Source organism: Ruegeria sp. AB8 (assembly GCF_056542605.1).
Map to the genome: position 1 here is coordinate 77,965 of NZ_JBQGAB010000003.1, position 24,285 is coordinate 102,249.

The following is a 24,285-nucleotide window of genomic DNA, read 5'->3' on the forward strand; positions in this document are numbered from 1 at the left end:
GCTCTGCCCCGCAGTATAGGGGGCAGAGCGTGTTGGATCAGTAGCTGTTTGCCACCGCGTCCGCCAGTTGCTGAACCGCGTCAGCCGAGGACATATCCGAGTTGAAATGCGCGGTCACAACGTCGGTGATCGCACCAGCCTGCGCACCGCGCAGAGCCATACCATGCGCGTAAGACGGCAGCAGAGAACCTCCTGCCGAGGTCGAGCCCATGTCTTCGGCCGAAATCTGCGCGCAGATGTCGAACGCATCCAGTGCAACATCCGTACGGGCCGGGATCGAGCCTTTGTTCAGGTTGAACACTTCCTGAAAGTTCGGCGCAACGATCAGCTTGGCCAGCAGTTCCTGACCGGCGCGCTTGTCGTCACCTTCCACGTCAAACATGGCAAAGCTGTCGACGTTGTACAGATAACCGTCGCCGGGGGTCGAGGCGCACAGGAAGTCCTCGCCGGGCTTCTTGCCAGCCGCCAGGAATTCGCCCTTGGCCCAGTCACCCATGATCTGAAACGCCGCTTCGCCGTTCATGACCATGGCGGTGGCCAGGTTCCAGTCACGGCCCGAAAAGTTTTCGTCCACGAACCCGCGCAGGGTGCGCATCTGGTCAAAGACCTGAACCATGGTATCCGAGGTCAGCGTTTCAGGGTCCAGATCAACAAAGGCCTTCTTATAGAATTCGGGTCCACCCAGACCCAAAGCAACCGCTTCGAACACGGTCGCGTCCTGCCAGGACTGACCACCATGGGCCAGCGGGATCACACCGGCGGCCTGCAGTTTCTCGGCTGCAGCGTTGAACTCTTCCCATGTCGTGGGCATTTCGATGCCGTTGGCAGCCAGCACGTCAGCGTTCGCCCAGATCCAGTCGATGCGGTGAACGTTCACAGGAGCGGCGCACCATGTACCTTCGCACATCATGTGACCGGCGATCGACGCGGGCAGGACATCCGCCCAGCCTTCGGCCTCGGCCACGTTCGAGATGTCAGCCAGAACGCCTTCTTCGTACCATTCCTGAATGGCCGGGCCTTTCAACTGAACTGCAGTCGGAGCGTTACCGGCCAGAACACGGGCCCGCAGCGCGGTCATTGCCGCATCACCACCGCCGCCGGCAACGGGCATGTCAGTCCAGGTACCGCCATTTGAGGCGAATTCTTCCTGCAGAACGGCGACCGATTTGGCCTCGCCGCCGGATGTCCACCAGTGCAGAACTTCGGCCTGCGGCTCGGCCGTAACCGAGGTGCCTGCGACCACAGCCAGAGTCGAAACTGCGGACAATGCAAAACGTTTCATAAAGGGATCCTCCCAGATACTTTTTTAGCCACCGGACCGGCGGCGATGCGCGATACTACGAATAGCGGATGGCCGTCTGGCAATGATTATCCGGGGTAAATCCCGGCAATGGTGGAATTTTTCCCACCATTTGTTACAGCCTGTTACGTTGGACTTGAATCTGTTGCCGTTCGTTACAATTGGCGAGCCGGACAGAAACCGTGACAGGGAGGAGAAGCGTGACCATTTCGCGCTTGTTGGTGGTGGATGACGACCCGGAAATGCGGTCGATGATGACCCAGTTTCTGCAACAGAACGGGTTCATCGCACTTCCCGCCAGTTCGGACATGGAAATCCGCACGCACATGTCCTCGGGGCGCATCGACCTTATTCTGCTCGATGTCATGCTGGGGGATGAGAACGGCGTGGACATCTGCGCCCGATTGCGGCGCGAACAGGATGTCCCGATCATATTCGTGTCCGCCTTGTCCGCAGATCATCAGCGCATGGCCGGGTACGAGGTGGGCGCGGACGACTATATCGCCAAGCCTTTCAACCCGCATCTGCTGCTGGCGCGGGTGCGGGCCGTGATGCAGCGGACTCGGCGCACGCCGTCTTTGGCCTATCGGCGCCGCACCCGGACCTTTCGCTTTGCAGGCTGGGTATATGACGGCAAACGGGACGAGGTTTTTTCGCCCGAGGGCTATCTGGTGCCCCTTTCTCAGCGCGAAAGCGCATTGCTCAAGGTGTTGCTGGCCAATCCGCATATCCCGCTGACCCGGGGCGAGATCGCCGCAGCGTTGGACGTCACCGGTGATGGCGACAAGAGCGAGGCACAGGGCCGCGCCATCGATATGCTGGTGGGACGTCTGCGTTCGAAGATCGAGGCCAATCCCAAAGAACCGCAAATGCTGCGGACCGAACGGGGGCTGGGATATGTCTTTGCCACGGATGTTTCGGTGGAAGAGGACGCATGAACAGGCCTGCGTTGCGTCTGCGCAGCCTGGGCTGGATCTGGACAATCGCCGCGTTTTCCGCCGGTTTGGTTTCAGCCGGACTGTGGTTTGCGTCTGCGCAGGCGTGGGAGGGCTTCCTGACGCGGGCGCAAGTTGCGGGCTTCGCGGTCTATGAGGACCTGCGTGTCGGCAAAACCCCGCCCTCCGGCATCACGATAACCCGATTGCCCGTGCCAAGCGCCGCCCTGGCCGAGGTCGGCCGGTTCGAACAACTGCCCGGCATGTCGGACCGCAGTTTTGTCACCAACCTGTCGATCTTCACCGACAGTTCCGCCCCGCTGAGCGGGCGCGAACTGACCCTGACCGTCATGTCTGACCGCCTGGTTTACCCCGTTTCGGACATTCTCTCGGGCAGTGATCAGACTGGGCCGGAAAAGATGGGCAGCCTGACCCGGCTGCTGGCGACCTATTGCAGCGAACCGGTTCTGATCGCCCGCTTTGGGCGCAGTGCGTGGCAGATGGTGGACGGAACCGACGTCTGGGGCTGCGGTGCCGCACCAGCTGATCTCCGGCTGCCTGCAATTCTGGTGGCCGTTGTTGCGTTGGCGATCCTTCTCACTTCGGTCGGGAATGTCAGCGACACATTTACCCGGTTCTCACACGCACTGCGCGACCGAAAGCGGCGCGGCGGGCCGGACAGCTACGATACCGAGGGTCCCGGCGAACTGCGCGAAATCGTCGAGGCCGTGAACGACCATCTTGATGCGGAACGGGCGCAGCTGGAAAAGCGCGCCATTGTCTTGTCTGGCGTCAGTCACGATCTGGGCACACCGGCTACGCGCGTTCGGTTGCGCGCCGCCCTGATCCCCGACCGCGACCTGCGCGAGAAACTCGAGGCTGACGTGGACCAGATGACCGGAATGATCGAAAGCGTCCTGACATTGACACGGTCCGAACTCAGTGTCGAGGAACCACGTCAGATCTCGCTGACGGCGCTGGTTGAATCCGTGGTGGCCGATTACCAGGACATGGACCGGCCCGTCACCCTGAAACAGGCCGCCCCGGTTCTGGTCGAAGGCGGGCGTTCGGTTTTCATGTCGCGCCGCGGCCATGGCTCGATGCCCGAAACGCGGCGCATTCTGGTTATCGGGCGGCCAATTTCGCTGAAACGCGCATTGACCAATCTGATCGACAATGCGCTGAAATACGGGCGGCAGGCCGAGGTCGAGCTTGCGACAGATGCGCAGACGGCCACCATCACGGTCGAGGACAAAGGCGCCGACCTGACCGCCGCGGATATCGAGGCACTGATGGCACCGTTCCGGCGCGGGTCGAATATCGGATCCTCTGACGGCTATGGCCTGGGCCTGACGATCGCCGCAACCATCGCCGAACAGCATGGTGGGACACTTAGCTTCGAGGCCGGAGAACAGGGATTGCGCGCCCGCCTGCACATCACACGTCAATAGTGGTTCATGTCAGATCGCGTAACTGCGCACCAATGCGCCTGCGATCAGGGACCACCCGTCAGCGATCACAAAAAAGGACAGTTTAAACGGCAGTGACACGGTAGCCGGGGGAACCATCATCATGCCCATCGACATGAGAACCGCTGCGACCACAAGATCAATGATCAGCAACGGCAGGAAAATCAGAAATCCGATCTGAAAGGCCCGCGCAATTTCCGACAGCATGAAAGACGGCATCAGAACCGATACCGGCGCGTCCGGCGACAGCGCAATCGTGTCGCCGCCCGGACGCAGGGCCGCCATGGCGTGAAACGTGTCCGGGTCGAGTCGTGCGGCCATGAAGGTGCGAAATGGAACCAACGCACGTTCCAGCGCCGGTTCCACATCCATTGTCTCTTCAACCATCGGGCGTATTCCGGTTTCCCAGGCCTCGGTGAAAACCGGCTCCATGATGAAATAGGTCAGGAACAGGGCCAAGCTGACAATCAACATGTTCGGCGGTGACTGCTGCAGGCCGATGCCCTATCGCAATATGGCCAGAACCGTAACCAGAAACGGAAAGCAGGTGATCATGATGGCCAGTCCGGGCGCCAGACTCAGCACGGTGATCAACAGGATCAGCTGCACTGTGCGCGCCGAGATCGATCCACCCTCACCCAGCGACAAGGTCACATCCTGCGCCGCCGCCAAAGACGGGGTCAGCAGCGCCAGCGCCAAGGCAAGCCAGACCAGCGGACGCATCAACCGATCCCGCGCTGAAGGTCCGATATCTCGGTCAGGCGCACGGCCAGTTGACCGGCCTGATCGCCCTCCAATTCTTCCAGAAGCCCCCGCGCAACCAGCTGGTCGCCAACATACAGGTCAACGGGATCCTCGATACGCTTGTCCAGGGTCAGTACCGCGTTTTCGCCCAACGCCAGCAGGTCGCGGATCAATGGCCGCGCCCGACCGACCGAGACCGTCACTTCGATCGGGACGGTTTCAAACGGATTTGATTTGCCATTATTTAGGGTCTGATTTTCACTCATTTGACAATCCCTTTCTTGCCTCGAACAGATAAGCGTCGAATGCGTTGGAAATCGACGCCAGCAAGGCGTTGCAATCCACCTCCTGCTGCGACATGCCAACCTGCAGCCGCGCCTTCCCCGGTTCCAACGATGAATCCTCGATCACTTTTGGGGGTGGGCTCAGACCCGGCGGCACAAGAGCACCGACACCATCCGCCTGCCCCACAGGAACCAGTACTTGCATAGGCTGACCGATCTGCTCGCCAGCCAATTCGCACAACTGCTCCACCAGACGGGTACCAAAGCCCCGCTCCAGCGTTTCTGGCAGAACAAGACGGACGAGCCCCTCGAACATCGTCTCAAGTGACAGCGACATCCGGTTCAGCGCCTCGTGATAGGTGAAGGACATGTCTTCAAGCGACGCGGCCAGCGCAGCGGACGCCTGATCAAGGCTTTGCTCCTGCGCGGTCAGGGCATCCTCCCAACCTGCCTTGTAGCCGTGTTCAAATGCGGCAAGGCGATGCTCTTCCAATGCCTCCTCGTCCAGCAGATGCACCTGAGCACCACTGGCCTGTGCCGAGAAGTCTTCGAGAAGATGGGCAATGGACATCACACAGCCTCCTCACCTTCTTCAAGCCAGCTACGCAGAATTTCGACGGTTTCTTCCTGCTTTTCACCGATCATTGCGCGCAAGCGGTCAACCGGGTCAGCGCCGGCAGGCGACCCCAGCGCGGGAACCTCTGCTTGCTTCGCCTGACCGAGTATTTGCGCAAACTCTGCCCCATCCGCCGTCGCGATTTCACCAACAAGAAATGGAGCGGCCTCTGTCTCGAGCGTACGGTCCGCAGGCAAAAGCGCGGCGGCCGCAACCGGCTTTGTCAGAATCGGGCGGATGACAAACAACCCCAGGATCAGAGAGACAATCGCCAGCACCGCCATCTGAATCAGAGACATGGCGTCCAGATGGAGTTTCGGCCAGAAGGAACCGGAAACCAGCACTCCTTGCGGCTCTATCAAAGGCATATCCATCGATTTGAGTGTAATCACGTCGCCCCGCGCAGCGTCGAAACCAACGGCAGACGCGACCAACTCGCGAAGCGCGTCCAGCTCGGTCTGCGGCAGTGGCACAAAGCTTTCCGCCCCTTCATCCGTCACTTCCCTGGAACCGTTGACGAGAACTGCCACTGTCAGTCTTTTGACCGCACCAGGGGCGTTATGCACTTCCAGTTCGGTCTCGGACACTTCGTAATTCACCCGTTCCCGGGTCTGGGTCGCAGTGGAGTTAGATTCGTCACCGCCCGCCGCGTCGCCATCCGGAAGGTTCGACGCGACGGTCACATCCGAGGACTGGTTTCGCGCACTGTCTGAACGTTCTTCTACATCCGTGCTGATCGCCACGCGCGTTTCAGGGTCGATGCGGCGTTCGCGGATCGATTCAGTTCTTGTCACCGTATCGACACTGACTTCGACCACTGCGTTTCCCGCACCAACGCGGGCCTCGACCAGGCGCAAAACCCGCTCGCGCAGGGTTCGGGCCTTGTCATAAGCCGTGTCTGCCGCGGCCTGACTTTCCTGGGCGCCGATCACCGCTCCGTTTGAATCGATAACCGCCACGTTTTCCGGGGTCAGGCCACTGACCGCCGACGACACCAGAAAGCGAATGGCACGGGCCTGATCTGCCGTAATCTGACCACCCGAAGGCACCAGATACACCGATGCTGTTGGCGCGGCGCGGCGCTGGAACGGGTTGGAAGAGCTGTTGGCGATATGAACACGGGCCTGACTGACATAGGCACTGCCGACGATGGTCCGGGCAAGCTCACCTTCCTTGGCGCGCCAGTAGGCGGCATCGAACATCTGCGACGTGGTGCCGAACCCGCTAAGCGAGTCGAGCAGTTCGTACCCGCGATTGCCGTTTGCAGGCAACCCCTCGCTGGCGAGCGTCATGCGCAGTTCATCCCGCTGCGTTCCGGGGACATAGATCGAACCACCGCGAATCTCGAATGCAACCCCGCGCTGATCCAGAGCCCGGACAATATCGCCAGCGGCCCCACTTTCGAGTCCGGCGTATAGCAATGTCATCGACGGTGCCGTCACCAGCCGGGACATGGCAAGAACCCCAAGAAAAACCAGCACCACCGCGCCGGCGACGACAATTTGCTTACGCCTGTCCAAATTTGCCCAGACAGTTCCGATCTGCTGCACGCTCACCTCCGACTCGCCGACATTCTGCCCGGCGCAACCTCTGTTTGGACGATTGCCCTTAACAATCGGTTAGTCACTGCGGGGTTATGACGGTGGCCGAACGGATGGATGAGGACGCCATGGCTGACGCAACGGCTGAAGAAAGCGAAGCATCGGTAAAACCCGGTAAAACAGGCCTGATAGTCGGGGCGGTTTTGGCCGTGCTCGGTACGGCCGGCGGGTATTATCTGGCAACGTCCGGCCTGCTACCGCTTGGTGACGACCGTACCGAATCCGATGAGGAAATGGCTGAAATCTCTGCCGAAGCAGTGCCCGAGATTGGCTTTGTCGACCTGCCACCCGCGATCATTTCGGTGGATGTCGGCGATTCGCGTCATCTGAGGTTTCATGCCCAGCTTGAAGTGAATGCACCCTACATCGGTGATGTCGAAAAGATGAAGCCCCGCATCATGGACGTTCTCAATGGTTATCTCCGCGCGATCGAAGTCGAAGATTTGGAGGATTCGCTGGCCTTGATCCGCATCCGGGGACACCTGCTGCGACGTATCGAAATTGTCGTGGGCAAAGGGCGCGTCCGCGATGTTCTGGTGATGGAATTTGTACTGAATTAGGAGGCGAAATTGGAGCTGATTGCGGATATTTTGCTTGTTGCAGGCGCTCTTGGCGCCGGTCTGTATTGTTTTGTGCTGTCGCGGCGGCTCCGGAAATTCACTGATCTGGAGCGGGGTGTCGGTGGTGCCGTGGCGGTTCTGTCCTCGCAGGCGGACGCGCTAATAAGATCGCTTGAGTCGGCCCGGTCTGCCTCCGATCAGTCCGGAGTTGCTTTACAGGAGCTGACCCAGCGTGCCGAGTCCGTAGCCGGGCGGCTCGAACTGATGATGGCCTCGATGCATGATATTATCCCGGACAAGGGCAACGTTGGCCCGGATCCGGAAGACCCTGGGCCCAGAGAAGCCGAGCCAGAAAACTCCGCGGTTGAACCGGCGGTGGATTCGGAGACCCCGGCGCCACAGGGTCCCACAAAACAACCGGATACGGAGAAACACGAGGATATCGTGGTCGCACCTCAGCCTAAGGGTAACCCGGAAGGTCTGATGTTTTTCAGGCATGCCCGCAAATCAGGCGAGGCTACGCCATGAAACAACGAAAAACGCCAAGCAGGCGGGGTCGGTCTCGTGGCGGAGTATTGACTGTGATTTCCTTGCTGATGGTCGGGTCCGCTGTGATCCGATTGGGTCTGGAAGCCGGCCCCGCCCTTGCAAAGGCTGCCGACCCGTCTCAGCCACTGCTGCAACCTGCTTCTCAAAAGGCACCGGATGTTCAGGTTCTGCTGACCGAACTGCTTCGCCGGGAAGAACAGCTGGTACAACGTGAAAACACCCTTCTGAATAGGGAAAAGGCCTTGGAAATAGCAGATCAGGCCATCGAATCCCGCCTGATTGCCCTGCAGCAGGCAGAACAGGACCTGCGAGCCACTTTGGCCATCGCCGACACAGCCGCCGAAAGCGATCTGAGCAAGCTTACGGACATGTACCAAAGCATGAAGCCGAAAGACGCCGCCGCATTATTCGAAACTATGGACCCGGTGTTCTCTGCAGGTTTTCTGGCCCGAATGCCTTCCGATGCTGCGGCCGGCATTCTTTCCGGGCTCCCACCCGAGGTCGCCTACACGGTGAGCGTCGTGATGGCAGGTCGCAACGCTTCGGCCCCCGAAGAATGATGAAACTATTGGTCGCACCCAAAACACATTTTGCCGGAGAACGCAGATGATCGGACTTGTAGGAATCATCGTCATTTTCGTCATGGTTTTCGGCGGTTATCTCGCAGCTGGCGGCAAGATGGCTATCATTATGAAATCATTGCCTTTTGAAATGATGATGATCGGCGGAGCCGCTGTTGGGGCATTTCTGATCAGCAACGACATGAGCGCAGTCAAGCATACCGCCAAAGACATGGGAAAGGTATTCAAGGGACCCAAATGGAAACCGCAGGATTACCGCGACCTGCTGTGCCTGTTGTTTTCCCTGATCCGCATGGCCAAAGCCAACCCGGTCGAGGTTGAACAGCATATAGAAGAACCCGAAAACTCTACTTTGTTTTCCGCATATCCGAAAATTCAGGCAGACCGGGAAGCGGTGGATCTGATCTCTGACACGATGCGATCAGCGGCCATGAATTATGACGATCCGCATCAGGTGGAAGAAGTGCTGGAAAAACGGATGGAGGCCAATTTCCACCATGCCATGCATTCCAGCTACGCGTTGCAGACCGTGGCGGACGGGCTGCCAGCATTGGGAATTGTCGCGGCGGTTCTGGGTGTGATCAAGACGATGGGATCGATCGACCAGCCACCCGAAGTTCTGGGAAAGCTGATCGGCGGCGCCCTGGTCGGCACGTTTCTGGGTGTCTTTCTTGCCTATGGCCTGGTCGGACCGTTCGCGGGGAAACTGAAAGCCGTGGTCGAGGAGGACAACCATTTCTACCAACTGATAAAAGAGGTTCTGGTTGCCAACCTGCACAACCATAACGCTGCAATGTGGATTGAAGTCGGACGACAAAACACGCCAACGCACAACCGCCCCGGCTTTGCCGAACTGGAGGATGCGCTGAAGGAACTCAAACAGGCGGCGGCATGATCCGGGGTGCTCTTCTCGCTATTTCTCTGTTCGTGGTCGCCAATTGTGCCGCGGCACAATCCGTCACGGTTCGATCCGGCGAACATGACGGGCACACGCGGCTTGTCGCGCAGGTGCCTCATGGAACCGAGTGGGCTTTGACCCAGAAAAAGAACGGTGCGCGTCTGAAGGTGGCCATTGACGATGTCAGGTTTGAAACAGGGTCTGTCTTTGCCCGACTCTCAAGCGCCCGTTTGAGAACGCTTTCTCAGGCGCAGCCCGGTGCCGAACTGGACATGGAATTCGGGTGCGACTGTGCCGCGTCCGCCTTTCTGTATCAGAACACGATGATCGTCATCGATATTGCCCCGGTGGATATCCTGCCACCACTTGGCCCATTGTTGGTGTCCTTGCCAGACATCTCGCAGGGTTTCGAGCAAGAACAATCCGCGTCTGACCGGGCGCCAGAGCCATTTGCACTGCCGCTTCTTGAACAGGGATTGCAAAGAATAGAAGAACGGCTTTCTACGCGGTTCGTGCAAGGCGCGGATCGCGACATCCTTGACCTGAACCTTGCCGGTCAGGGACCGCGCCGGGTGCCTGAGGTTCACGATTTGGAAGATTTGCCGGACCTGGAGCCGAACTTCCGGGTTTCGTCAGTGCTGGAGGACTTGCCGGGCTTTCCGGTGCCGGACATTCCACCGGTGCCATCGCGCCCGCCCTGCCTGACACGCGCGGAAATCGGGTTTGATAGCTGGTCAGAGGGGCGTTCCTTTTCCGAACAGATAGCCGATCTGCGAGTCGGACTCTTTGAAGAGTTTGATCGTGTGGATTCGGAAACTGTCATTAAGCTGGCAAAACTATACGCTTTCCACGGTTTCGGAATCGAGGCTTTACAGGTGCTGGATCTGACCAGCCCGCAATCTTCCGATGGGGACCGGATCGCGGCCATTGCCCGGATCATTGACGATCAGACAGTCGCGGAACCGAACCCGTTCGAAGATCTTCAAGGGTGCGCCAGTGACGCCGCGCTCTGGTCGGTATTAAGTGAACAGACATTGCGGGCCGACGCTGATCTGAAGGCCATTGAACAAGCTTTTCCGCGCCTGCCAAACCATCTTCAGCGCCACTTCGGCCCTTCATTGGCGAATATCCTGGTGGAAGGCCAGAAACTTGAGGCGGCGCGGCGGATCCTGCGGACAATCGACAGAGTTGAGCCCGAAAGCCGGCCTGAGGTCAGTCGCGCGAAAGCTGCGGTTGCCAGTGCTGAAGGGGATGACCCGCAAACAGAGGCTTTACTGAACGAAGTCATCTCGTCACCAGATGCCGTGCTGGAAGCCCCGCTGGCGCTGGCGCAACTGATAGAAAAACGCTGGGGGGAAAGGGGTGCGGTCTCGGCTCAGGACGTCGATCTGGCGGCGGCATATGTGCGGGAGTTCCGGAGATCCGAAATTGGGTCAATGGTGATGCAGGCCCATGCAGTGGCGTTGAGCCTGAGTGACCAGTACGATGCGGCGGTGGATCTTGCCGAAAGCCTGCCTGCGGGTGAAGGCAGGGCGGGAACGCTGAACCAGGTTATGTTGATGGTGGCGGAACGCTCGGATGACGTGACATTCCTGCGTCGAACCCTAGGCTTGGCGGATGACTTCGTGTCGGATCTGAGCACCGAAACCGCCATCGCACTTTCCGATCGGTTGGCGACGCTCGGGTTTGCGTCAAAGGCCCATTTCTTCGCCAGCCGCCCGCAAGACAGTATCAAACGGTCGGAGCGTGCAAGTCTGAGGGCTCGCGCGGCCTTGCTGGGCGGGCGTCCTCATCAAGCCATGCTCGAGCTTGCCGACGATGATAGCGTTCAAGCCGACCTTCTTCGGATTGAGGCGGCCCGTACTGTCGGAGATTTCGTAAAAGCCGGTGAACTATCGAAGAAGCTTGGGACGCTGAATGAAGCCGATAGATATTTCTGGCTGGCCAATCTGACAGATCAAACAGCAGATCAAAACGGGCAGTTCGCAAAGATTGCCGCAACGACGCGGGCTTTGGCAAAACAACCAGCACGAAACCCGGCCAAACCGCTGGCAGATGCGGCATATCTTTTGAAAGATAGTGAAGATACGCGCCAAAAGATTGCCGAGTTGCTTGCCGCGCTTGATCCCTAACGAAAGCCACTGCCCACGATTGCATGAGTGGTTCGAGGGAATAGACGCATCGGCTGTTCGATCACAAACAGCACTGTAATGCCGTGGGAAAGGTAACTTTAGTCTTACCGGGCTTAATCTCTCCTTACCTTTTCGGCAGCACTTTCTCGGTCGATTGATCTTGATGTACAGAGTCTGAGATTTCGAGAAACCGAGAGCTCCGGTCTTTTTTCATTTAGCAGACTGATCAAAAACGGGCCGATCCGGGCGCAATACAATTCGCGCGCATTGTCGCCGTTCAACCTGCCACTATCGGCGACGTGACCGAACATGGGTTGAATTCACACCGAATCGTTCCTTCATTTCCATTGGACGCAAAAAAAACGCGCCAAATTGCTCGCATGGCGAGGGGACAGGCTGGACAAATATCGGCTCAATCAGAAGCCGGTCAGCGGAAATCTTGAAAAGTTCCTAAAATGTTCTATATTTGTTCTCATGTTGAACGGAGGTTTTCGAGCTATGACCAACGCTGCCCGCCAAAGCTGGTTTGATGCGCCCAGCAACGACTATCACATGCTGCCGGTGACGGACCGGCAGATGCGCTATGCCCGTGCCATTGCGGAAAAGTCTGCTCTGGAAATTCCGGTTGAGGCGCAGCGGGACCGAAAATCAATGTCGGACTGGATTTCGGCACACAAACCTAACGATCCTTCACCCTTCGCCAATTACCCGACAGGCAAGCAGGTGGCCTTTGCAGAACGTATTTCACGCAGCAAACGCCGGCCTATTCCTTCCGAGTGCTTTCGCGACAAGCAACGCATGTCGCAGTGGATTGACAGCAACAAATAGACTCTGTTGCGAGGGTAATCAGGGGTCAGTGCGGATGCCTGTTGTGTTCGCGCCCATACAGCCCAACTGCCGCGGCCACGAACAGGCCCAGCAGAATGTAGCCGGTGATCGCCTCGGCCACTGCCAGGCCGCGGCACAGACCGGCGGGCTTCAGGTCTCCAAACCCAACGGTCGTGAAAGTCACATAGGAGAAATACAGCACATCGGCCGGACCTTTTGCGCCGACAACACACAGGTCATAATAGCCGAACGCGCCGTAAACCGCAGCGAACAGGAACGGCACCACCTGTATGAACGATATTCCCATCAACAACAGCTGACGACGGGGAGACGTGACCTGAGTCATGTAGTACCAGGTCTGCGAGATCAGCCACAGCACCAGCGCGCCCGAAGCAATCGTGCCAATTGTGTTCCCTGCCGTGGCCTCGTTGAGACTGGAAAGAGCGTACCAGGCCAGAAAGCTGACCAGAACCAGCCCGAAGGCGGCGGCCAAAGTCGATTTCCATTCTTCCAGCGTTCTTGGTTCGGTCGACATGGGTGTTCCGGACAGTTGCGTATGCGCGATCATCAGCGTTCCGGCGGAAATCGACAACCCTTAACGCGTGGCGATCAGTTTGCGCCCAAATGCGCGTCCCCACGGGCGCGGGCCAGTGCAATCTGTTTCTGCCGTTCGCGAAAGCGCATCTTGTCCGCCTCCGAGGTCTCACCGATGCAATGATGGCATGAAACGCCATGCTCGTATTCCGGCCGCTTCGTGTCATCCGGCAGAATCGGGCGTCGGCAGCCATGACACAGGTTATGCGGCCCTTCGACCAACCCGTGCCCGACTGAGACACGGTTGTCGAACACAAAACATTCCCCCTGCCAGGTGCTGTCTTCGGCCGGAACCTCTTCGAGATACCGCAGAATCCCACCTTTCAGGTGATAGACATCGTCGACCCCCTGTCCCAGCAGGTAGTTGGTGGATTTTTCGCATCGGATACCACCAGTGCAGAACATGGCGACACGTTTGTTGTGGAAACGGTCCTTGTTCGCCTCCCACCAATCTGGAAAATCGCGAAAACTGGCTGTTTTAGGGTCTACTGCGCCCTCAAAAGTGCCGATCGCCACCTCATAGTCGTTTCGCGTATCGATCAGTACAACGTCATCCGAGCGGATCAGGTCGTTCCAGTCTTCAGGTTCGACATAGTGACCGACGCGGGCCTGCGGATCGACATCCGGCTGGCCCATTGTCACGATCTCTTTCTTAAGGCGCACTTTCATCCGGCCAAAGGGCGGGTGATCCGACGAAGCCTCTTTCCATTCCAGATCGGCGCAGCCCGGAAGGGCGCGGATATGGGCCAGAACAGCATCGATCCCGGTTCGCGGGCCTGCAATTGTGCCATTGATCCCTTCTTGCGCCAGTAGCAGGATTCCTTTGACGGACTGCGCCTGACACAGTCCCAGCAATGGCTCACGCAGTGCGGCGTGATCGGCGAATCGGGTAAAGTGATAGAGAGCGGCGATTGTGTACATGCGCGCGATCTAATACCACCCGCGCAGAGTCGCAAGAGAACGGATTGACGCCCCCCATCTGCCCGCCTACCGATAGATCGACGGAAGGAGGTCCGCATGACTCATGCCCTGATCGTGATCGATGTTCAGAACGATTTCTGCCCCGGCGGCGCGCTTGCTGTTCCCGGCGGCGACGAAGTGGTTGTCCCAATAAATGACATGATGGACGATTTCGACGCGGTCATTCTGACCCAGGACTGGCACCCGGAGGGGCATTCGTCATTTGCAAGTTCGCATCCCGGACGGAACCCATTTGAATCGGTCGAAATGCCTTATGGCCCCCAGGTTTTGTGGCCGGATCATTGCATTCAGGGCAGCCAGGGCAGCGCGTTTCATGCGGAGCTCAGAACCGATGCAGATTTGATCATTCGCAAAGGATTTCGCCCTGCCGTCGACAGCTATTCGGCCTTTTTTGAGAACGACCAGAAAACACCCACCGGCCTGGAGGGGTATCTGAACACCCGTGGCATCACCAAACTGACGCTTGTCGGGTTGGCCACTGATTTTTGTGTTCAATTTTCAGCACTTGACGCGGCGCGTCTGGGATTTGGCGTGACTGTCAGGATGGCGGCCTGTCGCGCCATTGATCTGGACGGATCCTTGAAGGCGGCGGAAAGCGCGATGCACAAGGCCGGCGTCACCCTGATCTAAGGCGTCGCGCCGGCTGCTGCCAAAAATCTGAGCAAGACAATCAACAGCACAGCCAGACCCAGCGCGATTCCAATGCGCCAGGGCAGCGTCCGCCGTTTGGGCGGCACCGGTTGCGGTGCGCTTTCCGGTTCAGGCTGAATGTAGGGCAGCAACTGTATTGGTGGTTTTCGGCGGCGTTTTCCTTGTGGGCGGGCGGTTTTGATGCCGTTCAGAAACGCCCACAAATCAAATTCACCACAATACTCGCCCGCCAGGCCCGTGGCCTTGATATTGGCAAAAAGGCGCTGGATGACGAGGTTTCGCAAATCCTCGTCTTCTGCCCGGTAGATACCATTGGGCAAACTGCTGCTCCGGGTTTCAAAATCGAACCCGGCGTCCACAAACATTTTGCGGATATTCGGTGACGTGTCGCGCAGGGCTTCTGCCGTCTGAAAGTCGCGGAACAAGGCTCGGGCCCGCGTCTTCCCATTTTGCAAAGCTACTGTGTCCGCCTGAGCTGGCTCCACTTCGTCCTGTGCAATCGTTACAATATCAAAGTCGTACTCGAGACCCATTCACTAAACTCAACTCACATGTCCATCCCCTCTTTTCACTAACCCGTGAAAAGCACACACAATTTGCCCGCAATGTGACTGGACCTTGTCATTGTCACCAATTGGGCGACTCTTGCCATTCATCGTTCCGATTGATCTAACAATGGAAATCGCAGGAGTTCCACATGGTCGATATTGCGACACGCGTGTACAATCACAAATGGAAGATCGACCCGATTGTCCGGTCTTTGATCGACACGGACTTCTACAAACTTCTGATGTGCCAGTCAGTGTTTCGAAATAAGCCCCAAACGGACGTCGTTTTTTCGCTGATCAACCGGTCGAATCACATTCCGCTGGCGAAACTCATCGATGAAGGCGAACTGCGCGAGCAACTGGATCATATCCGCTCGCTCAGCCTCAGCCGCGGCGAAAGCACATGGCTGCGCGGCAATACTTTCTACGGAAAGCGGCAGATGTTCCGGTCGGATTTCATGGAATGGTTCGAAAACCTGCGCCTGCCGCCCTATCACCTGGAACGCAAAGGCGATCAGTACGAGCTGACCTTTGAGGGCAAATGGCACGAGGTCATGCTGTGGGAAATCCCGGCGCTGGCGGTGTTGATGGAACTGCGGTCGCGCGCGGTTCTGAATGACATGCGCCGGTTCGAACTGCAGGTACTATATGCCCGAGCGATGACACGGGTCTGGGAAAAGATCGAACAACTGCGCGGTATTGGCGGCTTGGGGATCGCCGACTTCGGAACCCGCCGGCGTCATTCCTTCCTGTGGCAGGACTGGTGCGTTCAAGCGATGATCGAAGGGCTGGGCAGTTCGTTCACCGGCACGTCGAACTGCCTGATCGCGATGCGGCGCGAGGTCGAGGCCATCGGCACCAATGCCCATGAACTGCCCATGGTTTATTCCGCACTGGCCGATAGCGATGCGAACCTGGCCCAGGCGCCTTATGACGTCCTGAGCGACTGGCACGAGGAACATGACGGCAACCTGCGGATCATTCTGCCCGATACCTATGGCACCAAGGGGTTTCTGGACAGCGCGCCCGACTGGCTGGCCGGATGGACCGGCATTCGTATCGACAGCGGCGATCCGGCCGCCGGTGCCGAGATTGCCATCGACTGGTGGAAATCCCGCGGCGAAGATCCGCGCCAGAAACGTATCATTTTTTCAGACGGGCTGGATGTTGCAAAAATTCAGGAATTGCACGGCCAGTTTGCGGAACGGGTCAACGTGTCCTTCGGTTGGGGGACCCTGTTGACCAATGATTTCCGGGGGCTCGTGCCAGATGATGCGCTGGCGCCGTTTTCGCTGGTGTGCAAGGCAGTTTCTGCCAATGGCCGACCGACAGTGAAGCTATCGGACAATCCCGAAAAGGCTATGGGTCCGGCGGATCAGATCGAGCGCTACAAGCGTGTATTCGGTGTTGGCGCGCAAAAGGCGATCGAAGTGATTGTCTAGATCATCGCCCGTGGAAAGCCGCCACTGTTTTCAGTTGCGAGAACCCGTACAGCGCCTCGAACCCTTTTTCGCGTCCGTGACCGGATTTTCCCACCCCGCCAAAGGGCAATTCGACCCCGCCACCTGCACCGTAATTGTTGATGAACACCTGTCCCGAACGCAATTGTTTCGCCAGCCGCATCTGCCGCGCCCCGTCGCGGGTCCAGATGCTGGCAACCAGACCATAATCGGTGCTGTTTGCTATATTTAGAGCCTGTTCCTCGGTGTCGAAAGGGATCAGAACCTGTACCGGGCCAAATATCTCGTCCCGGGCCAGGACGTGATCCGGCGGCACGTCCGAGAACAGGGTCGGGCGAACATAAGCGCCACTTTCCGGCGCACCCTCAGCGATCCGCCCCTGCGCCGCGATGTTCAGATCGGTACCTTTTTCAAGAAACCCGGTCACGATCTGCTTTTGCCGGTCCGAAATCAATGGGCCAACCCGCAAATCCTGCATCGCCGGTCCGACGGACAACTGTTCATAAGCTTCGGCCATACGCGACCGGACCTGATCGTAAATACCGCGCTGCACCAATATGCGAGACGAGGCGGAACAGGTCTGGCCAGCATTCTGAATCCCTGCGTTCACCAGAAACGGCAGCGCAGCATCCAGATCGGCATCGTCAAACACCAGTTGAGGGGACTTTCCGCCCAGTTCCAGCGTCACCGGCACCACGTTGCGCCCCGCCGCCTGCTGCACCAATGCGCCCGTGGCAACGGATCCGGTAAATGAGATGTGGTCGACATCCGGATGTGCCGACAGCGCCGCTCCGGCCTCGGTCCCAAGCCCGGGCACGACGTTCAGCGCACCGGGCGGCAAGCCGGCTTCAATCGCCAGATGCGCAAAAGCCAGCGCGGTCAGGCATGCCTCTTCTGCGGGTTTCAGAACACAGGCATTGCCCATCGCCAACGCGGCGCCCACAGACCGGCCGATGATCTGCATCGGGTAGTTCCAGGGCACGATGTGGCCGGTAACCCCGTGCGGCTCGCGCAGCGTGTAGACAGTATAGCCGTCCAGATACGGAATCGTCTGGCCCATGACCTTGTCTGCTGCGCCACCGTAGAACTCGCAATAGCGCGCCAATGCAACCGCATCTGCGCGAGCCTGGGTCAGAGGTTTGCCGACATCCATCGCCTCGAGAGCGGCAAGGTCTTCGACCTTTTCCAGAGCCAGTTGCCCCAAGCGAGTCAGAATACGTCCTCGGTCCAGCGCCGTCATTCGGCCCCACGCTCCATTCGAAGCGGACCGGGCCGCGCCAACAGCAGCATCGATATCCTGCTTCGTGCCGCGCGCAATCCGGCAGATTTCTGATCCGTCCGAAGGATTGGTCAGGGGCAAGGTGCCGCCGCTGATCGGTAATATCCACTCGCCTGCTATCAGACACCGAGTTGGGTCAAACCAGATCTGATCAGTCATTCAATGTCTCCGATTCAGGCTCTAACACGGCAGTTCACGCGGCACCCCGATTGTAATCCGGCAGCTTTGGCGCAGCGGAAATCAGCTTTTGCGTATAAGGATGCTGCGGATTGCTGAAGACGGCTTCAGTCTCACCCTGTTCAACAATTCGTCCGGATTGCATCACCATGACCCGATCCGTGACCGTGCGAACGACGCTCAGATCGTGGCTTATGAACAGATAGGTCAGATCATAGGTCGCACAAAGCTCGGCCAGCAGGTCAAGGATTTGCGCCCGAACCGATACATCCAGCGCCGAAACCGCCTCGTCAAACAGGATCAGCTCCGGCCGAATGATCAGCGCACGGGCGATGGCGATCCGCTGACGCTGCCCGCCCGAGAATTCATGTATGTATTTTCCGGCGTCACCGGGGCTGAGGCCAACGGCCGTCAGCATCTCGGAAATCCTGTCCTGCCGCTCTGATCCCGTCGGAGGGGTGTCCAGCATGTGAAACGGCTCGGTGATCAGCCGCCCGACACGATGGCGTGGGTTGAAGCTGCCAAAGGGGTCCTGAAACACCACCTGCATGTTACGGCGCACCGCAAGATTGGGCTTGTGGGCCGCAAAAACAGGCTGCCCGTTCAACAGAACCTGCCCACCCTGAACATCTTCAAGCCCTAGAATTGCCCGTGTTAGTGTCGATTTTCCACAACCGGACTCTCCAACCAGACCAAGGCGCTCACCCCGGCTGAGGGTAAAGCTGACGTCATCCACCGCCCGGTGGCGAGCCGGTGTTTCGAATAACCGCCTGCGGGGCAAACGGTAGTCACGAACGACATTTGTCACCTCCAGCAGCGGGCCCGGTCGAACGGGATCGGGAAGTGTGACCTGATGGTCCGAGGCTTCGAACAACATACGGGTATAGGGGTGCTGCATGTTCCGCAGCAGATCGTTCGTTGCACCCCTTTCCACCACTTCGCCATGGCGCATGACAATAATCTGGTCCGCCATGTCGGCGACAACCGCCAGGTCATGGGTGATCATCAGTAATCCCATGCCGTATTCGCGAACCAGCCCTTTCAGAAGGTCCAGAATCTGTGCCTGCGTGGTGACATCCAGTGCGGTGGTCGGTTCATCGGCGATCAGAAGCCGAGGGCGCAAGGCGATTGCCATTGCGATCACAACGCGCTGACGCTGACCGCCAGATAGTTCGTGCGGATAGCGCGACAGCGGAAACCGGTCGGGCGGCAGGCCGACGCGGGTCAGAACCTCTTGCGTTTGCTCACGGGTTTTGGCGGGTGACATCGCTTTGTGGATCAGAATCGTTTCCGTCACCTGATCACCGATCGTCATGACCGGGTTGAGCGCAGTCATCGGTTCCTGGAACACCATGCCGATGGCCGCGCCACGCAGGGCGCACATTTGGCTCTCGGATCGTTGCATCAGATCCTGTCCGTCCAGCTGAATGGTGCCGTTGGCCACCGCTCCGTTCGGCAACAACTGCATCACGGCCAGCGCGGTCATGGATTTGCCGGATCCACTTTCACCAGTTACGGCCACGATCTGTCCGGGATCAATTGTCAGGCCGACTTGTCTGAGGATCGGCGCGCCATGAATCGACAATGACAGGTTTTCGATTTGCAACAGGCTCATGTGCGGGCCACCCGAATACGTGGGTCCAGAAAGTCGCGCAGACCATCGCCCAGCAGGTTCAGCCCCAGAACCGTGACAATGATCGCCACCCCCGGAATCAGAGCCAAATGCGGGGCAAAACTGACCATCGTCTGCGCATCCGCCAGCATCCGCCCCCAGCTTGGCGTGGGCGGTTGCGCACCCAGTCCGACATAGGACAGGCCCGCCTCGGCCAGGATGCCAAGGCTGAACTGGATCGTGCCCTGCACGATCAGCAGATTTGCGACGTTGGGCAGGATATGTTCGATCGATATCCGCGCCGCACCCTTGCCCGAGACACGGGCGGCGAGAATAAACTCCCGCTCCCACAGCGACAGAGCCGCGCCGCGGGTAATTCGGGCGAAGACCGGGATGTTGAAGATACCAATGGCGATGATCGCGTTGATCGCACCGGCGCCAAAAACAGCGGTGATCAGGATGGCAATGACCAGCGAAGGGAAGGCAAAGACCAGATCGTTGCCGCGCATGATCACCTCGTCCAGCCAGGATCCTTTGCGGGCGGCCGCCGCCAGTCCCAAGGGCACGCCCAGCGCCATGCCGATGCCGACGGCCACCAGCGCCACCGCAATCGACGTGCGCGCACCGACCATGATCATCGAAAACATGTCGCGCCCGAAATGGTCGGTTCCGAACCAGTGCATTGAGTCCGGAGTCTGCAACTTGCCGGGGATGTTCAGCGTGGCGTGGTCGTAAGGCGTCCAGACAAATGACAAAAGGGCCGCCAGCAGAACCAGCGAGGACAGCGCAGTGCCGAGGATCAGGTTGCGGCTCATGTCCGGCTCCTTAACCTTGGATCAACAGCGGCGTAGGCCAGGTCGACCAGGAAATTGACGGTGATGACGGCGAAGACCAGCAGCATGACCACGGATTCCACTACGATCAGGTCGCGCGCCGAGATGGCCTGAAACACCAGTCGCCCTAGGCCGGGCAGATAGAACACTTGCTCGATGATGATCGAGCCAGCCAGAAGGAAGGAAAACTGCAGCCCGATGATGGTCAATACCGGGATCAGCGCGTTTCTAACCCCATGCCGCCACAGCGCCCGGCGGCGGGTCAGCCCCTTGGCCCGGGCAGTGCGCATGAAATCCTCGCCCAGAATGTCCAGAAGGGCCGACCGCATCACACGCGCCAGAATCGCCGCCTGCGGCAAGGCCAGCGCAATTGCAGGCAGGGTCAGGGAATGCAGGCCGGTCCAAAGGCCATCCTTCCATCCTGCAAACCCCCCGGCATTGAACCAGCGCAGGTTGATGGCGAAGATCAGCACCAGCATCATCGCAAACCAGAAATTCGGCACCGCGATGCCCAGCTGCGTGGCACCCATAACGGCCAGTTCACCCGGCTTGCCACGGCGGGATGCTGCGTAGATTCCGGCGGGAAAGGCGATCAGGGTAGACAGCGTCAACGCATAGAGCGCGAGGGGGAGCGACACCCAAAGACGATCCGCGATCATCTGGGAAACAGGTGTGCGATACGTGTAGGACGTGCCGAAATCCCCCACCAGCATGCCGCCGACCCAGTTCAGATACCGTTGCAGCTTTGTCCCATCCAGCCCAAGTTCAGCCCGCAGCGCCGCCAAAGTATCGGGCTGTGCATTCACGCCTAGCATGAAAGAGGCCGGATCACCCGGCGCGACTTCGATCACCGCGAAGATGACGACCGAGGCGACGGCGAGGCTGATCAGCAAAGAAATCAGACGTTTGAGGGCATAGCGCAGCATCAGGACCACGTTAGGGGCGCATACCGCACGGGTCCAGCACCTAAGGTGTCATCAGAAAGGCAAAAACCGCATAGCCGACGATGGCTGCGTAACCCAGCGGGTAGATCCACTTGATCGCATAGTTGTCCAGGTTTCGTGCCGCGTCCTCGCGACCGGACACTTTCAGTTTGCGCAGCGCAACATTGAACACGATCAGTGCCCCGGTCATCAGGAACATGCATTGCAATATGAAGTCCAGAAAAGTCAGGTAGCCCAGCTTGGGCAGGTCGGCAGAAATGGCCCAGTTGAAGGCCACGAATACCAGCAGGTTACCCCCGGCGATCTCGATCCGGCGGCGGTATTCATCCAGAAAAAACAGCGCCCAGCCGACAGAGATCAGCACCAGCATCGGCAGGAATACCCGGATCACATAATAGGTCAGGTGCCGGTGACCCTCGAAGGCAAGCGCGATCTGGTCACTGTCCCGGCCGGACAGTCCGATCACGGTCGAGTGCTCGACCCGGGCGTTGTCCAAAATCCACTCTTCCTCGCCCAGCAGATCGCCGAGGCCTGAATACGCCTCGAGCGGGTAATAGGACACGTATTCAGTCGGAAAAACCGAGACGACTTCGAAATAGAACTGCTGCGTGTCGAAGGGGTATTTCCGGAAATCGAAATGCGGGGCCTGCAAGGTCAGCGAGGATTTCTCGGCATAGACAACATGCCCGTCATGGCGCACCGAGGCGGCGGCTTCATGGACCCACTTGTTGGATTGCTGATTATGCACCACAAACGCAGGCAAAACCGCCCCCAGTTCGCGGGCGTGATTGGCCAGCACCGAAGGGTTGAACACCTGAATTTCGCGTCCGACGTCATCCCGGTCAAAGGCCAGCGTCGGATCGGTCCATTCGGCCCTCAATATGACGACGGCCCCATAATTTTCAGCCTTCTGATCCACGCTTGTGATCTGATCGATCCGGATACCGATCCCGACCTGGAGCGGGTTTTCCGGTGTCCCCTTCAGCGCGTGAAGCCCGCCGCCCAGCGTGTTCTGCGCCAATGCCGGCCCGCCCCCGATCAAAGAGAGGCATGTCATCACAGCCAGGAGACATATGACGCGGACCAGTTTCACATTCGGGCTCGCTTTGAGTTGAGGATCACCGAGGCCGCCAGACGCGGCCCCGGCGTGATATTATTCTGACCAGCTGATCCCGGTCAGATCAATTGCGGCGGTGGGCGCATTCTGCCACAGCCCTTGCACTCCGGCCCGGGCCACGCCCAGCTTTGCCAGCTGAAACAGATATCCATTGACGTAGTCATTGGAAATCAGCCGTTGCGCCTCGCCCAGAAGCCGTGCGCGTTCGTCAGGATCGGTCGTGGAATTCAAGGTATCCATCAGAGCCTGAAAATCAGTGCTGTCATACTGGAAATAATAGTCGGGGCGCGCATAGATACCGATATCCATCGGTTCCGTGTGGCTTACGATGGTCAGGCCGAACTCTTTGCCTTTGAACACCGTCTCAAGCCATTGCGCCCATTCCACGTTGATGATTTCGGCCGTTATACCGACCTCGGCCAGCTGCGCGGCAATGATTTCACCGCCACGGCGGGCATAAGATGGCGGCGGCAGATGCAGCGTGGTTTCGAACCCGTTTTCCAGACCCGCCTCGGCCAGAAGCGCCTTTGCCTTTTCAGGGTCGTAGGCAGAATTGCCGGTCAGATCCACATAAGCCGGGTTGTGCGGCGCGAAATGAGTGCCGATTGGCGTGCCGTATCCGAACATGGCGCCGTCAATGATGGCCTGACGATCAATAGCATGAGCCAGCGCCTGGCGAACGCGAATGTCATCGAACGGGGTCAGCTTGTTGTTCGTCGACAGAATCGTCTCGCCCTCGGTCGAGCCGACCAGAACCTGAAACCGCGGATCGGCCTCGAACTGAGGCAGATTCTCGGGAGCCGGGTAAATGTCGAAAACGTCCACATCCTCGGCCATCATGGCGGCAAAGGCAGCGGTCGGGTCCGAGATAAACTTGAAGGTGGCCGTTTCCAGCGCGGGCTGGTCACCCCAGTAATCAGGATTGCGGTTCAGCGTAATGCTGTCGCCCTGAACCCAATTGCCAAAGGTATAAGCGCCGGTGCCGACCGGATTTGTCTTGATGTTTTCTATGCTTTCGGGCGCAACGATCACCGCGTCGCCCCAGGCCATGTTGAACAGAAAATTGCCATTGGGTTCCGACAAGGTGACTTTGACGGTCAGCGGGTCAACAACCTCGACATCCTGAATTCCGGCGAACAACGCCTTCTGCGCATTGGCGCTGTCTTCGGCGCGGGCGCGATCCAGGCTGAATTTGACGTCCTCGGCATCCATGGTCGTGCCGTCATGGAACGTCACCCCGTCGCGCAGCGTGAAGGTGTATTCGGTGCCATCATCCGAAATCTCCCAGCTTTCCGCCAAACCCGGGACAACAGATCCGTCACCCATGAAACGGGTCAGGCCCTCGAAGATATTGGTGTAAACGACCGAATCTATCGCTTGTGCTGCCGCGCTTGTCGGGTCCAGATGCGGCGGCTCAAGCTGCATCGCTATTGTGATATCTGATTTGGCCAGAGCCTGGCTGGCAAACAGGCTGGCACTGACGGCCAGTGCTGACACAAAGGGTCGAAACATCTGTATTGTCACGAAATTCACTCCCCACTGAAAACAGACCGGCTCATGCTGTCACCGGCTTTATTGATAACAATGTCACT

At 58.6% G+C, this 24,285-nt stretch carries 23 protein-coding genes and 1 pseudogene; 10 read left to right on the top strand and 14 right to left on the bottom strand.

The features are described 5' to 3' along the window. Positions 1-37: 37 nt before the first annotated feature. Positions 38-1,282, bottom strand: coding sequence for an ABC transporter substrate-binding protein (locus ACR0CG_RS04280; protein WP_480522976.1), 1,245 nt, complete (start codon positions 1,280-1,282; stop codon positions 38-40). Between the two features lie 218 nt (positions 1,283-1,500). On the opposite strand from ACR0CG_RS04280, the gene ACR0CG_RS04285 reads away from it, so the two are divergent. Together ACR0CG_RS04285 and ACR0CG_RS04290 are read left to right on the top strand one after the other, a co-directional pair. Beyond that, positions 1,501-2,238: a response regulator transcription factor gene (locus ACR0CG_RS04285; RefSeq protein WP_480522977.1), complete on the top strand. Its 738-nt coding sequence runs from the start codon at positions 1,501-1,503 to the stop codon at positions 2,236-2,238. Then, the gene (locus ACR0CG_RS04290) at positions 2,235-3,686 is read left to right on the top strand and encodes a sensor histidine kinase (protein ID WP_480522978.1); all 1,452 of its coding nucleotides are present in this window, start codon (positions 2,235-2,237) and stop codon (positions 3,684-3,686) included. Before ACR0CG_RS04285 ends, ACR0CG_RS04290 begins: the two co-directional genes overlap by 4 nt. Before the next feature lie 9 nt (positions 3,687-3,695). On the opposite strand, the pseudogene fliP reads toward ACR0CG_RS04290, so the two are convergent. From fliP to fliF, 4 genes and pseudogenes are all read right to left on the bottom strand, one after another. After that, positions 3,696-4,427: pseudogene (gene fliP / locus ACR0CG_RS04295) on the bottom strand (flagellar type III secretion system pore protein FliP). Further along, positions 4,427-4,714 carry a FliM/FliN family flagellar motor switch protein gene (locus ACR0CG_RS04300; protein ID WP_480522979.1) on the bottom strand — a complete coding sequence of 96 codons (288 nt, stop codon included), beginning with the start codon at positions 4,712-4,714 and terminating at the stop codon, positions 4,427-4,429. Before ACR0CG_RS04300 ends, fliP begins: the two are co-directional and overlap by 1 nt. Continuing rightward, on the bottom strand, positions 4,707-5,303 hold the full coding sequence (locus tag ACR0CG_RS04305) for a FliH/SctL family protein (protein WP_480522980.1): 597 nt from the start codon (positions 5,301-5,303) through the stop codon (positions 4,707-4,709). Before ACR0CG_RS04305 ends, ACR0CG_RS04300 begins: the two co-directional genes overlap by 8 nt. Next, positions 5,303-6,898 (bottom strand): flagellar basal-body MS-ring/collar protein FliF, encoded by a 1,596-nt coding sequence (fliF, locus tag ACR0CG_RS04310; RefSeq protein ID WP_480522981.1) that lies wholly within the window; start codon positions 6,896-6,898, stop codon positions 5,303-5,305. The genes ACR0CG_RS04305 and fliF overlap by 1 nt, the downstream gene beginning before the upstream one ends. Before the next feature lie 119 nt (positions 6,899-7,017). Between fliF and ACR0CG_RS04315 the strand changes: the two genes are divergently transcribed. The 6 genes from ACR0CG_RS04315 to ACR0CG_RS04340 all read left to right on the top strand — a co-directional run bounded on the left by ACR0CG_RS04315 (position 7,018) and on the right by ACR0CG_RS04340 (position 12,497). Further along, complete coding sequence (locus ACR0CG_RS04315) at positions 7,018-7,509, top strand: flagellar basal body-associated FliL family protein (RefSeq protein ID WP_480522982.1); 492 nt, start codon at positions 7,018-7,020, stop codon at positions 7,507-7,509. Positions 7,510-7,518: 9 nt separating this feature from the next. Continuing rightward, the gene (locus ACR0CG_RS04320) at positions 7,519-8,037 is read left to right on the top strand and encodes a hypothetical protein (RefSeq protein ID WP_480522983.1); all 519 of its coding nucleotides are present in this window, start codon (positions 7,519-7,521) and stop codon (positions 8,035-8,037) included. Next, positions 8,034-8,618, top strand: a complete 585-nt coding sequence (locus ACR0CG_RS04325) for a MotE family protein (RefSeq protein WP_480522984.1) — start codon at positions 8,034-8,036, stop codon at positions 8,616-8,618. Before ACR0CG_RS04320 ends, ACR0CG_RS04325 begins: the two co-directional genes overlap by 4 nt. A 46-nt stretch (positions 8,619-8,664) precedes the next feature. Further along, positions 8,665-9,534, top strand: coding sequence for a flagellar motor stator protein MotA (motA, locus tag ACR0CG_RS04330; protein WP_480522985.1), 870 nt, complete (start codon positions 8,665-8,667; stop codon positions 9,532-9,534). Beyond that, on the top strand, positions 9,531-11,669 hold the full coding sequence (locus ACR0CG_RS04335; protein WP_480522986.1) for a hypothetical protein: 2,139 nt from the start codon (positions 9,531-9,533) through the stop codon (positions 11,667-11,669). The genes motA and ACR0CG_RS04335 overlap by 4 nt, the downstream gene beginning before the upstream one ends. Positions 11,670-12,167: 498 nt before the next feature. Next, positions 12,168-12,497 (top strand): hypothetical protein, encoded by a 330-nt coding sequence (locus ACR0CG_RS04340; protein ID WP_170612952.1) that lies wholly within the window; start codon positions 12,168-12,170, stop codon positions 12,495-12,497. A gap of 25 nt (positions 12,498-12,522) precedes the next feature. Here ACR0CG_RS04340 and ACR0CG_RS04345 read toward each other — a convergent pair whose 3' ends face one another. Beyond that, complete coding sequence (locus tag ACR0CG_RS04345; protein WP_480522987.1) at positions 12,523-13,065, bottom strand: ion channel; 543 nt, start codon at positions 13,063-13,065, stop codon at positions 12,523-12,525. Positions 13,066-13,106: 41 nt separating this feature from the next. Beyond that, positions 13,107-14,012, bottom strand: a complete 906-nt coding sequence (gene trhO / locus ACR0CG_RS04350) for an oxygen-dependent tRNA uridine(34) hydroxylase TrhO (protein WP_480522988.1) — start codon at positions 14,010-14,012, stop codon at positions 13,107-13,109. A 96-nt stretch (positions 14,013-14,108) separates the two neighbouring features. Between trhO and pncA the strand changes: the two genes are divergently transcribed. Then, positions 14,109-14,702 (top strand): bifunctional nicotinamidase/pyrazinamidase, encoded by a 594-nt coding sequence (pncA, locus tag ACR0CG_RS04355; protein WP_480522989.1) that lies wholly within the window; start codon positions 14,109-14,111, stop codon positions 14,700-14,702. Here the strand turns inward: pncA and ACR0CG_RS04360 are convergent. Continuing rightward, the gene (locus ACR0CG_RS04360) at positions 14,699-15,256 is read right to left on the bottom strand and encodes a hypothetical protein (RefSeq protein ID WP_480522990.1); all 558 of its coding nucleotides are present in this window, start codon (positions 15,254-15,256) and stop codon (positions 14,699-14,701) included. The genes pncA and ACR0CG_RS04360 overlap by 4 nt on opposite strands. Before the next feature lie 164 nt (positions 15,257-15,420). Between ACR0CG_RS04360 and pncB the strand changes: the two genes are divergently transcribed. Continuing rightward, positions 15,421-16,713, top strand: a complete 1,293-nt coding sequence (pncB, locus tag ACR0CG_RS04365) for a nicotinate phosphoribosyltransferase (RefSeq protein WP_480522991.1) — start codon at positions 15,421-15,423, stop codon at positions 16,711-16,713. Position 16,714: 1 nt separating this feature from the next. Here pncB and ACR0CG_RS04370 read toward each other — a convergent pair whose 3' ends face one another. The 6 genes from ACR0CG_RS04370 to ACR0CG_RS04395 form a co-directional block, all read right to left on the bottom strand. After that, positions 16,715-18,169 (bottom strand): aldehyde dehydrogenase family protein, encoded by a 1,455-nt coding sequence (locus tag ACR0CG_RS04370; RefSeq protein ID WP_480522992.1) that lies wholly within the window; start codon positions 18,167-18,169, stop codon positions 16,715-16,717. A 34-nt stretch (positions 18,170-18,203) separates the two neighbouring features. Continuing rightward, on the bottom strand, positions 18,204-19,802 hold the full coding sequence (locus ACR0CG_RS04375) for an ABC transporter ATP-binding protein (RefSeq protein WP_480522993.1): 1,599 nt from the start codon (positions 19,800-19,802) through the stop codon (positions 18,204-18,206). Further along, entirely contained in the window at positions 19,799-20,614 is an 816-nt protein-coding gene (locus ACR0CG_RS04380) for an ABC transporter permease (protein WP_170824956.1), read from the bottom strand. The genes ACR0CG_RS04375 and ACR0CG_RS04380 overlap by 4 nt, the downstream gene beginning before the upstream one ends. Continuing rightward, positions 20,611-21,558, bottom strand: a complete 948-nt coding sequence (locus tag ACR0CG_RS04385) for an ABC transporter permease (RefSeq protein ID WP_480522994.1) — start codon at positions 21,556-21,558, stop codon at positions 20,611-20,613. The genes ACR0CG_RS04380 and ACR0CG_RS04385 overlap by 4 nt, the downstream gene beginning before the upstream one ends. Positions 21,559-21,598: 40 nt before the next feature. Next, positions 21,599-22,597, bottom strand: coding sequence for a ligand-gated ion channel (locus tag ACR0CG_RS04390; protein ID WP_480522995.1), 999 nt, complete (start codon positions 22,595-22,597; stop codon positions 21,599-21,601). A 132-nt stretch (positions 22,598-22,729) separates the two neighbouring features. Further along, on the bottom strand, positions 22,730-24,205 hold the full coding sequence (locus ACR0CG_RS04395; protein WP_480523170.1) for an ABC transporter substrate-binding protein: 1,476 nt from the start codon (positions 24,203-24,205) through the stop codon (positions 22,730-22,732). Positions 24,206-24,285 lie beyond the last annotated feature (80 nt).